This window comes from Megasphaera sp. MJR8396C, assembly GCF_001546855.1.
Taxonomy (GTDB): Bacteria; Bacillota; Negativicutes; order Veillonellales; family Megasphaeraceae; genus Megasphaera.
Genome location: NZ_KQ958172.1, coordinates 38781 through 53297 on the forward strand (window position 1 = coordinate 38781; position 14517 = coordinate 53297).

The following is a 14517-nucleotide window of genomic DNA, read 5'->3' on the forward strand; positions in this document are numbered from 1 at the left end:
AGGCTGTGATAGAGAGGGCTATTCGTGACTTTTCATGAATAGTCCTTTTTCGTATTCTCGAAAAGAAAAGGGCCGGCAGGGGAGACGTAAAGAACGGGTAAAATCCATTGGCGAGATGGAAATTAGGCTAAGTGCATATTAATTTAGTCTTTATTTTGAGAATAGAAAGTGATAAAATAAGAATTGATTTATTGATAGTGATTATTCCTGAGAATGAGTTGTGATGCAAATGGAGAAAAGATGGCAGTTTGCCCCCATCGAAGAGGGCCTTACGTCAGCCTTAACGGAACAACTGCATATATCGCCGATCTTGGCTCAGATACTGGCCAACCGCGGCATTGCCGATGTCGAGGAAGGGCGTCATTTTCTCCGGGACACCTTGACCGACATGGCCGATCCCTTCTTGATGGACGGGATGGAAACAGCCGTTCGTCGACTGAAACAGGCTGTAGAGGATAAAGAACGCATCGTCATCTATGGTGACTATGACGTCGACGGGATTACGTCGACGTCACTTGTTTATTCCGTCCTGCGCGATTTGGGGGCATCGCCGAAGTTTTATATCCCTGAACGCCAGAGTGAAGGCTATGGCCTCAATGAAGAGGCCCTGCAGCACTTAGAGCATGAAGCCGATGTCCTCATCACCGTCGACTGCGGCATTTCATCGTACGAGCTGGTCCGTGAGTTTTCACCTCGTCTCGATATCATCATTACCGATCATCACGAACCGCCGGAGGCGATACCGCCGGCCTTGGCCGTTCTCAATCCCAAGAAGCCCGGCTGTCCCTATCCCTTTAAGGAACTGGCCGGTGCCGGCGTGGCCTACGTCCTTTGCCGGGCCCTTTGGCAGCGCTGCTGTGACGAAGACCTGGCAGGCTATTCGGATCTTTCGGCCTTGGGTACCATTGCCGACCTGGTGCCCTTAGTCGGGGAAAACCGCATCATCGTCCGTCAGGGGCTGGAATTGATGAAAAAAGGGCAGCGGACAGGCCTCTACGCCCTGCTGCGAGCTTCGGGACTGGCCGACAAAGAAATTACAGCCGGCCGCATCGCCTTTACGGCAGCCCCCAGGCTCAATGCCGCCGGCCGCATCAGTCATGCGACCAAGGGCGTCGAACTGCTTTTAGAGACCGACGCCGAAAAGGCGGCAGCCGCGGCCTCTGAGCTCAGTGAACTCAATGCCGAGCGCCAGGACATCGAGCATACCATTGCCAAAGAGGCCATCGCCCAAATCGAAAGCCAGCGAAGGGAAAGGGACGAGGTCCTCATCGCCAGTCATGAAGACTGGCATGTCGGCGTCATCGGCATTGCCGCTTCACGGCTCGTCGAAAAATACTACCGACCGGCCCTGGTCATCACCATCAGCGACGGCATCGGCAAAGGATCGTGCCGGAGCATTACCGGCTTCAATATGTATGAAGCCCTGCAGTCGGCTAAGGACCTGCTCATCCAATTTGGCGGCCACACGATGGCAGCCGGTTTTTCCATCAAAGCCGAAAACATCGAAGGCCTGCGCCAGCGGCTCCTTGACTATGCAGCGGCCCATATGACGGCCGACGATTACATTCCCTTGGTCCATTTAGATAAAGAGCTGGAAACGCAGGACGTTTCGCTGGATATGATCGCCGAACTGGCTTCGTTAGAGCCTTACGGCATGGGCAACAGCCGCCCCGTCTTTTCCATGCGGAACCTGACCGTCGACGAAATCCGGCCTATCGGGCGGAACAAGCAGCACGTACGCATCGTCGCCTGTGGCCCGCATAAGACACTCTTGAACGGCGTTGCCTGGTCTCAGCCGGAACTCTGTGACGCCATCGTCGAAGGCGATCTCATCGACGTTGCCTTTCAGCTCGAACGCAACGATTTTAACGGCACGTCGTCGCCACAGCTGGTCATTCAGGACGTCCACGTCTTGAACAACGAGGCCGTGCTCAACCGGACGGTCATGGTAGATATCTACATGGCCTTGAAAAAACTCCTGCCCGAATGGGGGATGCCCGTTTGGCAGGTCCGGCGCCGCATGGCAGCCTCCCAGGCCGACCGCTACGACGTCCATACCATTTACGCGGCCATCGTCGTCCTTCGGGAAATCGGCGTCCTCAAAGTTCGCCAAGATGACGACGGTCCAGTCTATTATTTTCCTATCCTTGCAGGGAAAATGGATCTTCATATGTCTCCGACGTATGAAATGTATTGCAGGGAGTAAGGAGGTTTTTTATGGGAGAAAGAATTCAAGATGCCGAATTCAGGCACCTCATCGATACGATACACTCGTACCTGCCACAGGCAGACTGCGAAGATGTAACGAAAGCATATCACACGGCAGAAGAGGCCCATAAGGAACAGCATCGCGTCAGTGGGGAGCCCTATATCCTGCACCCCCTGGCCGTGGCCCAAATTTTGGCCGACATGAAAATAGATACGACGACGATCACGGCAGCCTTGCTCCATGACGTCGTAGAAGATACGGCCTGTACCCTTGAAGATCTTCGCAATGAATTCGGCCGCGAAGTGGCCTTCCTCGTCGACGGCGTCACCAAGTTAAGCCGTCTCAACTACCGGACGAAAGAAGACCAGCAGCTCAACAGCATGCGCAAGATGTTTTTGGCTATGGCCAAGGACGTTCGCGTCGTCGTCATCAAGCTTGCCGACCGCCTGCACAACATGCGGACCCTGCGCTACATGCGCAGCGACAAGCAGAAGCGGATCGCCCAGGAAACGCTGGAAATCTTTGCGCCCTTAGCGCACCGCCTCGGCATTTTCAATATCAAATGGGAGCTGGAGGATCTGTCCTTCCGATACCTCGAACCCGATAAATACTACGACCTCGTCGATCAGATGAAGCAGAAGCGACACGTCCGCGAAGAAATCGTCAACGAATCCATCGACGTCCTGAAAAAAGCCCTCGACGACGCCCACATCCACTGCGAAATCAACGGCCGGCCCAAGCATTTTTACAGCATTTATAAGAAAATGAAGAAAGATAACCGCGACTTGAGCCAGGTCTACGACCTCTTCGCCATCCGGGTCATCGTCGACGACGTCAAGGACTGCTACGGTGTTTTGGGCATCGTCCACAGCTTGTGGAAGCCCTTGCCGTACCGCTTCAAAGACTATATCGCTATGCCCAAGCCCAATAACTACCAGTCGCTGCACACGACGGTTATCGGGACGCGGGGGCAGCCCGTTGAAATCCAGATTCGCACCTGGGAAATGCATCACATCGCCGAATACGGCGTCGCCGCCCATTGGCGCTATAAAGAAGGTAATCAGACGGCCAATAAGGACGCCTTTGATGAAAAGATGGGCTGGCTGCGAAACCTCCTAGAATGGCAGGATACGAGCAACCCTCAGGAATTCGTCAACGCCTTAAAGCTCGACGCCTTTTCGGACGAAGTCTTCGTCTTTTCACCTAGGGGCGACGTCATCGACCTGCCCCAGGGGGCCATTCCCATCGACTTTGCCTACCGTATCCACACTGACGTCGGTCATCGCTGCGTCGGCGCCAAGATCAACGGCAAAATCGTGCCCCTCGACTACCGCCTGAAAAACGGCGATATCGTCGAAATCATCACATCCAAGACGGGCAAACCGAGCCTGGACTGGCTCAATATCGTCGGCAGCTCGGAAAGCCGTTCGAAGATCCGCAATTGGTTCAAGAAAGAAAACCGTGAGGAAAATATCGAAAAAGGCCTCGAAGCCTTGGAACGGGAATGCAAACGCCTTAACCATGACTGGAAGTCCTTGAACGTCGGCGGACGCCTGGGGCGGGTGGCTAAGCAGATGAACGCCGGTTCTGAAGACGATCTGGCAGCGGCCGTCGGCTACGGCGGATTTGCCGTCAATACAGTCCTCATCAAGCTCCTGGAACTGCAGAAGAAAGATCTGCAGAAGCAGGAAGAACAGAACAGCAGCCTGGTCATGCTGGAAAAATTGAAACCCAGAAAGCCGGTCAAACACAGCGGCACCGGCATTTTAGTAAAGGGAGAACCGGGCCTTCTCGTGCGCCTGGCTAAATGCTGCAGCCCTGTCCCGGGAGATCCCATCATCGGATTCATTACCCGCGGCCGCGGCGTTTCAGTCCATCGTGCCGATTGTCCCAACGTCACCCACGGCCAGAGTGACGTCGATCGCCTGATCGATGTCGAGTGGGATTACGAAGGCGATGAACGCTTTGAAGTCAACATGGAAATCGTCGCCTACGACCGAACGGGCATCATGGCCGAAATCATGGCCGCCCTGGCCGAATTGAAGATTTCCATCTTAAGCATCAACGCCAAGACCAGCGATACGAAAAACGTCGTCATCCACATGGGCATCAGCATCAAGGATCTGGCACAGTTTGAATTCATTGCTACCAAGATCCGCCGCTTGAAGGATGTCTATGCCGTCGAACGATATACAGGAGGAAGCATGCAATGAGAGCCGTCGTACAAAAGACGCTGACATCATCGGTTACCTCAGACGGCGTCCTCGTCGGTAAAGCTGCCGAAGGCCTTACGGTCCTCCTCGGCGTCTCCGTCGACGATGAGGAAAAGGACGCCCTGTACCTGGCCGATAAGATCGTTCACCTGCGGATCTTTGAAGATGAAGCGGGGAAACTGAACGATTCCCTGCTCGATAAGGGCGGGGACATGCTGGTCATCTCCCAGTTTACCCTCTATGGAGATGCCCGCCACGGCCGCCGTCCCAGCTATGTAGAAGCGGCTAAACCAGAACAAGCCGAAGCCTTATACACCCGATTCGTCGAAGCTGTCCGCGCCTTTGGCGTCACGGTGGCGACGGGGCGCTTCCGGACCCATATGGTCGTATCCCTTGAGAACGACGGGCCGGTTACCATTTTATTGGACAGCCAGAAAAACTTCTAAGGAGGAATCACCATGAGTATGCAATATATCAGCATGGAACTCGGACCGATCATGACCAACTGCTACATCGTCTATGACAGCGATACGAAAGAAGCCATGGTCGTCGATCCGGCTTGGGCCTATAATACCATCGACATGGCCTTGTCCCGCTATGAGCTGGATCTGAAATTCATCTTCCTGACCCATGGTCATGCCGACCACATCGGAGCCCTGCAGGAACTGCGCCAGCGCAAGAACGTACCGGTCTACGTCGGGGCCGGCGACGCCGGGCTCATCTCGAATTCGCATCACAACCTGTCCATGTTTATGGGACAGCCCATTGAATGCACGTCTGCCGATCACTTAGCAAAAGACGGCGACGTCATCAGCCTGGGCACGCTGCGATTCAAGGTCCTTGAAACGCCGGGCCATACGCCGGGCGGACTCAGCCTCTATGGGGAAGGCGTCGTCTTTTCCGGCGACACCCTGTTCCGCTATTCCGTCGGCCGGACCGACTTATACGGCGGCTCGTCGGATATCTTACTGGACAGCATTGAAAAGAAACTCCTGACCCTTCCGGACGATACGGTCGTCCTGCCCGGCCACGGCCCGGCGACGACGATTGGCGACGAACGGATGGGCAATCCCTTCCTGGATGGAGGCTGGTAAGCCATGATTACCTATAAGGAAGCAGAATTTTGGATGCGCGTTACCCTGGCCGTCCTGGCACTGGCCCTGTTTTTAACGGTCCATGCCATCTACTGGCCGGCCATTGTATCCCTCATTCTGACTTTTATCCTTATGCCGATACGCGATGTCATCATCAAGGGCTTTCTGCGCCTTACAGGACGTAAACTGCCGACGAGCATTGCTATCCTTATCTCCTTTGTGGTCTTCATTTTCATCGTGACCGTCATTACCAACAGCATCGTAAAGCCCTTGGTCATCCAGACCAATCTGTTGGCGGCGAACTTCAGCAACTTAGTGAACCGAACGGCAGATTTGGTGGCGCAGATTGAAAATGAACAGACCCAGCTTTATATTCCTGACCAGGTAAAACGAATCATCAACGACGCCTTTACCAAAGTCAGCAACTACGGCATCGACGGCATTACCAGCCTATTGCAGTCGGTCTTCGTCATTGCCGGGACGGTCGTCGAATTCTTCGTCGTACCCATCATTACCTTCTACTTCATGAAGGACGGCAGCCGCATGGTCCGGACCTTTGTCGGCATCTTTCCGGCAGGCTACCGCGATCACCTGGCATCGCTCTTCCTGGAAATCCAGCACGTCCTGAGCCGCTACATCCGCGGTCAGATCCTCATGAGCTGCATCATTGCCGTCCTGACCTTTATTGGCATGTGGGCCATGGGCGTACCGTATCCGATGGTCATTGCGCTGCTCGCGGCCATCACCGAATGGATTCCCATCGTCGGGCCGATCGTCGGTGCGGCGCCGGCCATTATTTTGGGGGCCTTGATCGATCCGGCGCTGGCCGTGAAGGTACTCATCTTCTACGTCGTCATTCAACAGATCGACAGCCACCTCATCATGCCCCAGGTCATGGGTGCCGTTATCAAACTGCATCCGGTGGTCATCATCATAGCCCTGCTCATCGGCGGGACCCTCTTTGGCATAGCCGGCATGATCCTTACCGTCCCGGTGACGGCAGTTTTACAGATTCTCTGCAAACATCTGTGGTTTTACAATTCCTATAGAGAAAAGGCGATGAAACAACATGGAAACGAATAAAAAAGAAATCATGGATACCATGATGAAACGCATGAAAGACAAGATTAAATTCAAAAAATATAAAATGACCTCTCAGCGGCAGATCATCCTTAGGACCTTCGTCGAAAGCCCGATTCGCCATATGAGCGCTGAAGAAGTCTTTGAATTGGTCAAAAAGAAAGCTCCCGATATCGGCTTGGCCACGGTCTATCGGACCCTTGATTTATTCACCCAGATGGACCTCCTCAAAAAACTCGACTTCGATGACGGCTGCAGCCGTTACGAATTGAACGACCGCGACAATGAAGGCCATTACCATCACCATCTCATCTGCCTCGGCTGCGGCAAAGTATGGGAATGCGAAGACGACCTTCTGGAAACGCTGGAAACGATTTTGGAAAAGCAGCTTCACTTCCATACCGTCGACCATCAGCTCAAGGTCTACGGCTATTGTGAAGAATGCCAGAAAAAGCGCGATGCCGAAGCGGAAGCCGAAGCTGCCGCGAAAGAAGCGGAATAAGATGTCTGTAAAGACCTATACGTACTGCGGTCCCGAAAGCCTGCATTCCCTCATCGGCCAGGTCATGGCCTCCCTGGGCTATGTCGGCGGTCGGGAAAGCCGCGACGTCGGAGCTGCCATCACCCTCAGGGACGATGGCAGCCATCTTTATGTCGGCTGTACCTTTACGGACGACGGGCGGTCCTGGTCTTCTGAAATCGGTCTCTTGTCGAAAGAAGACCCGCGAAAGATTGTCAAAGACTGCCTCATTCACTGGCATCAACGCTTTTTAGGTCACGGCCCCGGTCCGTGGGGAACCCTCATCGGCGTGCGGCCGACGAAACTTGTCCACCATCTCTTTGACCAGGGCCTTGACGAAAAGGCTGCCGAAAAGGTATTGACCGACGATTATGACGTCGCTGAAAAGACGGCCAGGGACCTCGTCGCCATGGCTCAGCTTCAGCGGCCCTATGTGACGGATCGCGGCCGCAAACTGGCCCTCTACGTCGGCATCCCGTACTGCCCCAGTCACTGCCTGTACTGCTCTTTCCCGTCACGCCTCATCGGCGGGGAAGGGGAGGACCAGCTCACGGCCTTTCGCGATGCCATGCTGCGAGACTTCGACGATCTGGCGGCTCTTTGCCGGGACTACGATCTCGACGTGACCAGTCTCTACGTCGGCGGCGGGACGCCGACCTGTCTGCCGCAGCCGGTGTTGCAGCCCCTCATGGAGCGCCTGGCCAAGAATTTTCCCAACGCCGGCGAATGGACCGTCGAAGCGGGCCGTCCCGATACGGCTGAAGAAGGCGTCCTTACCATGCTTAAAGGCTGCGGCGTCAACCGCATCAGCGTCAATCCCCAGACCATGCAGCAGCACTTGCTCGACGCCTTGGGACGGCGCCACCGCGTCGAAGATATTTATACCATGTATGAGGCCTGCCGCAAGGCGGGATTTTCCGTCATCAACATGGATTTCATTGCCGGACTTCCCGGCCAAACCGTGGCCGATATGCAGGAAAATATGGAAATAGTTTGCAAACTGCACCCGGAAAATGTTACAATTCATACGTTAGCATTAAAAAAACGGGCACCTCTATTCCATCATGACCTGCGGGAACAGATTCCGCCGGCTGAGGTGACGGGCCGCATGGTCAGTCTTTGTCAGTCCGTCTTAGAAGACGGCGGCTACGTCCCGTATTATATGTACCGCCAGAAGTATATGGCCGCCAGCTTTGCCAATATCGGCTACGCCTTGCCGGGCACTGTCAGTGCTTATAATATCGAAATGATGGAGGAACGGCAGTCTGTCTTGGCAGCCGGACCGGGCGGGGCGACGAAGTTCCTCGGCCGCGACGGTCATACGCTGGAAAAAGTATATATGCCGAAAGATGTCAATACATACATACAGGCGCTGGACGACAAAATAGCTCGGCGCCGCCGTTTGTGTGCTATCGTATACGGAGGAGAGGATATTTAAAATGGCTATTACTGCACCGAGAGGTACGCAGGATTTCCTGCCGGAACAGACGGCGGAATGGCAGTGGCTGGAAGCAAGAATCCGGCAGATCTGCTCGCTCTATGGTTTCGGCGAAATCCGTACGCCTATGTTTGAAAGTACCGAATTATTTTTAAGAGGTATCGGGGAAACGACGGACGTCGTTACCAAAGAAATGTATACCTTTGAAGACCGCGGCGGCCGCAGCATGACCCTGCGTCCGGAAAATACGGCATCCGTCGTCCGGGCCTTTCTCGAGCACAAGCTCTACGGCGAACCGCAGGTCCATAAATTATACTATATGGGGCCCATGTTCCGTCATGATCGCCCCCAGGCCGGCCGCTACCGCCAGTTCACCCAGTTTGGCGTCGAAGAAATCGGCTCCAAGGATCCGGCCGTCGATGCAGAAATCATCGCCATGGCCTTCCAGCTCTTCCGGGAACTGGGCCTGACGGATCTCGTCCTGCACCTCAATTCCGTAGGCTGCCCGAAGTGCCGTCCCGTTTACCGTCAAAAACTGCTCGATTTCTTCGCCGACAAGAAGGATCAGCTCTGTGACGACTGCAATTCGCGGCTGGAAAAGAATCCGCTCCGCGTCCTCGACTGCAAAGAAGACGGCGAAAAGATGATGAAAATGGGCGTGCCCTTGATTACGGATAATCTCTGCGACGAATGTAAGGAACACTTCCACAAAGTCCAGGAATATCTGACGGCCATCGGCATTCCCTTTACCCTCGACCCGCGCCTGGTCCGCGGCCTCGACTACTATACCAATACGGCCTTTGAAATCATGTACGCTCCCCTGGGCGCACAGAGCACGGTCTGCGGCGGCGGCCGCTACGACGGCCTCATCGAAGAAGTAGGCGGTCCGTCGACGCCGGGCATCGGCTTTGCCATCGGCATGGAACGACTGCTCCTGACCTTGAAGGAACAGGGCCTCATGCCGCCCATGGATGCTAAAAAGCCGGTATTCATCGTCGCCCTCGGCGATGCGGCCAAGACCAAGGCCTTTGAACTCCAACAGGCCCTGCGCCAAAAGGGCTTCTATGCTGAAATCGACCTCTTGGGCCGCAGCATGAAAGGGCAGATGAAGTCGGCCAATAAACTTGGCGCCGATTATACGGTCATCATCGGGGAAGATGAATTGGCCAATGGCGCTGCCATGGTCCGCGATATGGCCAGCAAAGAACAAGTCAGCGTTCCCCTTGATGGGATTGTTGCATATATGGAAACACACAAGAAGGGATGATTTACTCATGGATACAATGGAAGGTTTACACCGCTCCCACTACTGCGCTGAAGTAAGCGAAGCGGATAAGGGCAAAGAAGTCGTCTTGACCGGCTGGGTTGAACGCCGCCGCGACCACGGCGGATTGATTTTCATCGACCTCCGCGACCGCACGGGCATCGTACAGGTCGTCGCTTCCCCGGACTACGAACAGGCTTCTTTCGATAAGGCAGAACAGGTCCGCACGGAATACGTTCTCGTCGTCCGCGGCGTCGTCCGCATGCGTGACGCCGACACGGTCAACCCCAAGATGAAGACCGGCACGATCGAAATCCGCTGCGAAGAACTGCGCATCCTCAATTCGTCGAAGACGCCGCCGTTCTACATTGAAGACAACATCGACGTCGACGAAAAGATCCGCCTGAAATACCGCTACCTCGACCTTCGCCGTCCGGAAATGCAGAACAACCTCATCATGCGCCATAAAGTAAAGCATGCCATGCGTACCTTCTTGAACGGCCACGGCTTCATCGATATCGAAACGCCGGAACTGTGCAAGAGCACGCCCGAAGGCGCTCGTGACTACCTCGTACCGAGCCGCGTCAACGAAGGCAAGTTCTATGCACTGCCCCAGTCCCCGCAGATCTTCAAACAGCTTTTGATGATCTCCGGCATGGACCGTTACTACCAGATCGCCCGCTGCTTCCGCGATGAAGACCTGCGTGCCGACCGTCAGCCGGAATTTACCCAGCTCGACATGGAAATGTCCTTCATGGACCAGGACGAAATCCTGACCCTCGTCGAAGACATGGTACACTATATCTTTAAAGAAACTTTGGGCCACGACGTCAAGCTCCCGATTCACCGCATGACTTGGGACTACGCCATGGAAAACTACGGCTCCGATAAACCGGACCTGCGTTTCGACATGAAATTTACCGACGTCACGGAACTCGTAAAAGACACGGACTTCAAAGTCTTCCGCAGCGTCATCGATAACGGCGGTCAGGTTAAAGCCATCAACGTCAAAGGCGACGCCGACATTCCTCGCCGCGAACTGGACGGCCTCGTCGAATACGTCAGCCACTACGGCGCTAAAGGTCTCGCTTGGATCGGCTTCCTCGAAGACGGCACGCTGAAATCGCAGATCAAGAAATTCTTCGGCGAAGACAAACTCCTTGAAATCGGTAAAGCCTGCGGCGCTGAAAAAGGCGACTTGGTCCTCATGATCGCCGACAAACCGAAAGTCGTAGCAGCCGCTCTTGGCGAACTGCGCAAAGAAATGGCCCGCCGCATGAACCTCATCGACGAAAACGAATTCGCTTTCACCTGGGTCGTCGACTTCCCGATGTTTGAATACAGCGAAGAAGAAAAACGCTACGTCGCCATGCACCATCCGTTCACGGCTATGCGCGATGAAGACTTGGATAAACTCGAAACCGATCCGGGTCACGTCTATGCCAAGGCTTATGACCTGGTCCTCAACGGCATCGAACTCGGCGGCGGCTCCCTCCGTATCTACCAGCCCGACGTCCAGCAGCGCGTCTTTAAGGCCATCGGCCTTACGCCGGAAGAAGCAGAACAGAAATTCGGCTTCCTCCTCCGGGCCTTCGAATACGGTGCACCGCCCCATGGAGGCCTGGCCTTCGGCTTGGACCGCATGATCATGCTCATGCTCCAGAGAAAGTCCATCCGCGACGTCATCGCCTTCCCGAAGACGCAGAACGCTATCGATCCCATGAGCGAAGCTCCGTCGACGGTCGCTTTGAAACAGCTGCATGAACTTCACATCCAGGTAGAAGAAGACTTAGTCAGCAAATAATCTGTATACCATAAACTCAAAGAGAAGCTGTCCTTACGGGCGGCTTCTTTTTTGATACATAGATTGACAAACATCAATATGAGATTTATACTATTTATAGATTGATGTTTGTCAATATGAAAAGGAGGATCATCATGGAAGAAAGGGAAGCCGTTCGCGTATTTAAAGCCTTAGGGGATGAAAAGCGGCTGCGCATTTTGTCGCTTTTGCGGCAGGGAGAGCGCTGCGCCTGCGTCCTCTTAGAAGACCTGAACTTGTCCCAGCCGACCTTATCCCATCACATGAAGATTCTCTGTGATGCCCGGCTGGTTACGGGACGCAAAGAGGGGAAATGGGTCTACTATTCTCTGAACGCTCGACAAGGAGACGTCCTGCAGCAAGTGGTTGGCGACTTGATGAAGCCATCCGGAACTTCTGTGGCAGATGATGCCGACCGCTGCTGCTAAATTAGCCGGTTTTTTTGTACCTTATATATTGATAGATATAAATATATGAATTTATTTAGGAGGCTTTATCATGAAACAGATGGAAATTTTTGAACAAGCCATGTGCTGCCCGACCGGTCTCTGCGGTCCTTCTATTGATCCGGAATTATTACGTCTGTCGTCGGTTCTTGACGCCTTAAAAGAAAAGGGCATCGTCGTCGGCCGGTATAACTTATCGAACGATCCTTTGAAATTCGTTCAGACCAAGGTCGTCACCGATTTTCTCCAGAGTCACGGCCCGGAAGAGCTGCCATTGGTCCTCGTCGACGGCGCTATTCAATTTTCCGGCCGTTATCCGACGAACGATGAATTTGCAGATATTCTCGGCTTTGACGCAGCCATCTTGCAAGACGCTGTTGAAGCCGGGCGTGATGCAACGGATGATTCGTCATCGTGCTGCTGCGGAGACAGCGCTGACAACTCTTCGTGCTGCGGTGACGATACAAGCGCCTCTACTTCCTCGTCTTGCTGCTGCGGTGATGACGGCTCGTGCTGCTAAGGAGGCACCGTGATGACCTTATATAATCCTTTGGAAGTGGTTCAGACAAAGTATCTCTTTCTGACCGGAAAGGGCGGCGTGGGCAAGACCTCTGTTGCCTGCGCCACTGCCGTTGCCCTGGCCGATGCCGGCCGCAGGGTGCTGCTCATCAGTACCGATCCGGCATCCAACCTGCAGGACGTCTTTTCCATGGAACTCAGCGATAAGGCGGTTCCCATTCCCGAGGCGGCTAACTTATTGGTTGCGAACTTAGATCCCATACAGGCAGCGGCGGCCTATCGGGAAAGCGTCGTCGCCCCTTACCGCGGCCTCCTGCCGGAAGCGGCCCTGCACAATATGGAAGAACAGCTGTCCGGATCGTGTACCGTCGAAATTGCTGCCTTCAACGAATTTACCCGCTTCCTCACCGATGGCGAAATAAGCAAATCCTATGACCACATCATCTTCGATACCGCGCCGACCGGGCATACCCTGCGGATGCTGCAATTGCCGTCGGCGTGGAGCCAATTTATTCAAACCAGCAAGCACGGCGCCTCCTGCCTGGGACAACTGGCTGGCTTAGAGTCCAAAAAAGAATTGTATAAACAGGCCGTTCAGACCTTAGCCAACGGGACCCAGACGACGATGCTCCTCGTTGCCAGACCGGACCTGCTGCCGCTGAAAGAAGCGGGCCGCGCTTCGGCGGAATTAGCAGCCCTCGGCATTGTCCGTCAAATCCTCATCATGAACGGTAAACTTACGGTTTGGGACGACGACGTTACGCACGGCCTTTATGAAAAACAACAGGCCGCGCTGAAGGACTTGCCGCCTTCACTTGCAGCCCTGCCGATTTTTGACGTTCCTCTACGGTCTTATAATGTGACCGGCCTTTCCCATGTACGGGCCCTGCTCAAGGGGGAAGTGGCTGACGGGACCGCTTCATCTGAAACGATGAAAGACGTAAGTCCCTTGTCTGCCGTCATCAATGATTTAGAACGTCAAGGCCGAAAGATCATCTTTACCATGGGCAAGGGCGGTGTCGGCAAGACGACCGTTGCCGCAGCCATTGCCAGGGAACTTTCCCGCCGCGGCCATCGCGTTCAGTTGACGACGACCGATCCGGCGGCTCATGTAGATGACCTCGTCGAAAAGACGGAAGGCCTGCGTGTAAGCCGCATTGACCAGGAAGCCGCTTTACAGCAGTATCGAAAGACAGTCTTGGCCGAAGCCGAGAAAAACGGACTGGGCAAAGCGGATCTAGCCTATATCGAAGAAGATCTGCGCTCGCCATGTACGCAGGAAATTGCCGTCTTCCATGCCTTTGCCGATATCGTCGACCAAGGGGAGGACCAAATCATCGTCATCGATACGGCGCCGACTGGCCACACCCTGCTCCTCTTGGAATCGACGGAAAACTACGATAAAGAAATTCGCCGGACCCGCGGCATAACGCCGCCATCGGTCCAGCACTTGCTGCCGCGCCTTAAAAGTGACGACACGGAAGTGGTCATCGTCACCCTGCCGGAAGCGACGCCGGTCTATGAAGCCTTGCGCCTGGAAGAAGACCTAAAGCGGACGAAGCTTCAGGGCCGCTGGTGGATCATTAACAAGGCCTTTTGTAAGGCCGCGACGACGAGTCCCTTGCTCCGTGCCAAAGCTGCTCATGAAATTCCGTGGATCAATACGGTTCATGACCATACAAAGGGCCATACAGCCCTCATATCCTGGAAATCGGATGAAGTGCGGGGACAAATCTTAGAAAAATTATAATCAACCCCGTGTCTTGACGAAAGTTCCTGACATGATGGTCTTGTCCGAAGTGCCTTGGCAATGAAGCAGGCGATTCTCACTCATGCAAAAAGGACGCTATGAACATGTTCACAGCGTCCTTTTTGTATATGGTTATGGGGTTTACCCTGTTGAGCTGGCAAC

12 protein-coding genes are annotated in these 14517 nt (G+C 54.4%); all 12 read left to right on the plus strand.

Going from position 1 to position 14517, the window contains the following annotated elements; genetic code table 11:
- Positions 1-229 precede the first annotated feature (229 nt).
- The 12 genes from recJ (at position 230) to arsA (ending at position 14355) form a co-directional block, all read left to right on the plus strand.
- Positions 230-2206 carry a single-stranded-DNA-specific exonuclease RecJ gene (gene recJ / locus HMPREF3201_RS04715; protein WP_062411981.1) on the plus strand — a complete coding sequence of 659 codons (1977 nt, stop codon included), beginning with the start codon at positions 230-232 and terminating at the stop codon, positions 2204-2206.
- Positions 2207-2217: 11 nt separating this feature from the next.
- Positions 2218-4422 (plus strand): RelA/SpoT family protein, encoded by a 2205-nt coding sequence (locus HMPREF3201_RS04720; protein WP_062411982.1) that lies wholly within the window; start codon positions 2218-2220, stop codon positions 4420-4422.
- Positions 4419-4868 carry a D-aminoacyl-tRNA deacylase gene (dtd, locus tag HMPREF3201_RS04725; RefSeq protein WP_062411983.1) on the plus strand — a complete coding sequence of 150 codons (450 nt, stop codon included), beginning with the start codon at positions 4419-4421 and terminating at the stop codon, positions 4866-4868. Before HMPREF3201_RS04720 ends, dtd begins: the two co-directional genes overlap by 4 nt.
- A gap of 12 nt (positions 4869-4880) precedes the next feature.
- A complete protein-coding gene (locus HMPREF3201_RS04730; protein WP_062411984.1) occupies positions 4881-5516 on the plus strand; it encodes an MBL fold metallo-hydrolase in 636 nt (211 codons plus the stop codon).
- A gap of 3 nt (positions 5517-5519) precedes the next feature.
- Positions 5520-6599: an AI-2E family transporter gene (locus HMPREF3201_RS04735; RefSeq protein WP_062411985.1), complete on the plus strand. Its 1080-nt coding sequence runs from the start codon at positions 5520-5522 to the stop codon at positions 6597-6599.
- Positions 6586-7098: a Fur family transcriptional regulator gene (locus HMPREF3201_RS04740; protein WP_044503619.1), complete on the plus strand. Its 513-nt coding sequence runs from the start codon at positions 6586-6588 to the stop codon at positions 7096-7098. Before HMPREF3201_RS04735 ends, HMPREF3201_RS04740 begins: the two co-directional genes overlap by 14 nt.
- Positions 7055-8554 carry a coproporphyrinogen dehydrogenase HemZ gene (gene hemZ / locus HMPREF3201_RS04745; RefSeq protein WP_227163141.1) on the plus strand — a complete coding sequence of 500 codons (1500 nt, stop codon included), beginning with the start codon at positions 7055-7057 and terminating at the stop codon, positions 8552-8554. The genes HMPREF3201_RS04740 and hemZ overlap by 44 nt, the downstream gene beginning before the upstream one ends.
- Before the next feature lies 1 nt (position 8555).
- Positions 8556-9821, plus strand: coding sequence for a histidine--tRNA ligase (hisS, locus tag HMPREF3201_RS04750; protein ID WP_062411987.1), 1266 nt, complete (start codon positions 8556-8558; stop codon positions 9819-9821).
- A 7-nt stretch (positions 9822-9828) separates the two neighbouring features.
- Positions 9829-11622 carry an aspartate--tRNA ligase gene (aspS, locus tag HMPREF3201_RS04755; protein WP_062411988.1) on the plus strand — a complete coding sequence of 598 codons (1794 nt, stop codon included), beginning with the start codon at positions 9829-9831 and terminating at the stop codon, positions 11620-11622.
- A gap of 134 nt (positions 11623-11756) precedes the next feature.
- Positions 11757-12068: an ArsR/SmtB family transcription factor gene (locus HMPREF3201_RS04760; RefSeq protein WP_062411989.1), complete on the plus strand. Its 312-nt coding sequence runs from the start codon at positions 11757-11759 to the stop codon at positions 12066-12068.
- Between the two features lie 70 nt (positions 12069-12138).
- On the plus strand, positions 12139-12606 hold the full coding sequence (arsD, locus tag HMPREF3201_RS04765; protein WP_062411990.1) for an arsenite efflux transporter metallochaperone ArsD: 468 nt from the start codon (positions 12139-12141) through the stop codon (positions 12604-12606).
- A 12-nt stretch (positions 12607-12618) separates the two neighbouring features.
- Positions 12619-14355, plus strand: coding sequence for an arsenical pump-driving ATPase (gene arsA / locus HMPREF3201_RS04770; RefSeq protein ID WP_062411991.1), 1737 nt, complete (start codon positions 12619-12621; stop codon positions 14353-14355).
- Positions 14356-14517: the final 162 nt, after the last annotated feature.

Coding starts and splice junctions, on each gene's coding strand:
- arsA (WP_062411991.1), top strand. CDS start 12,619: ATGACCTTATATAATCCTTTGGAAGTGGTTCAGACAAAGTATCTCTTT.
- arsD (WP_062411990.1), top strand. CDS start 12,139: ATGAAACAGATGGAAATTTTTGAACAAGCCATGTGCTGCCCGACCGGT.
- HMPREF3201_RS04740 (WP_044503619.1), top strand. CDS start 6,586: ATGGAAACGAATAAAAAAGAAATCATGGATACCATGATGAAACGCATG.
- dtd (WP_062411983.1), top strand. CDS start 4,419: ATGAGAGCCGTCGTACAAAAGACGCTGACATCATCGGTTACCTCAGAC.
- aspS (WP_062411988.1), top strand. CDS start 9,829: ATGGATACAATGGAAGGTTTACACCGCTCCCACTACTGCGCTGAAGTA.
- HMPREF3201_RS04730 (WP_062411984.1), top strand. CDS start 4,881: ATGAGTATGCAATATATCAGCATGGAACTCGGACCGATCATGACCAAC.
- hisS (WP_062411987.1), top strand. CDS start 8,556: ATGGCTATTACTGCACCGAGAGGTACGCAGGATTTCCTGCCGGAACAG.
- HMPREF3201_RS04760 (WP_062411989.1), top strand. CDS start 11,757: ATGGAAGAAAGGGAAGCCGTTCGCGTATTTAAAGCCTTAGGGGATGAA.
- hemZ (WP_227163141.1), top strand. CDS start 7,055: ATGCCGAAGCGGAAGCCGAAGCTGCCGCGAAAGAAGCGGAATAAGATG.
- HMPREF3201_RS04720 (WP_062411982.1), top strand. CDS start 2,218: ATGGGAGAAAGAATTCAAGATGCCGAATTCAGGCACCTCATCGATACG.
- HMPREF3201_RS04735 (WP_062411985.1), top strand. CDS start 5,520: ATGATTACCTATAAGGAAGCAGAATTTTGGATGCGCGTTACCCTGGCC.
- recJ (WP_062411981.1), top strand. CDS start 230: ATGGAGAAAAGATGGCAGTTTGCCCCCATCGAAGAGGGCCTTACGTCA.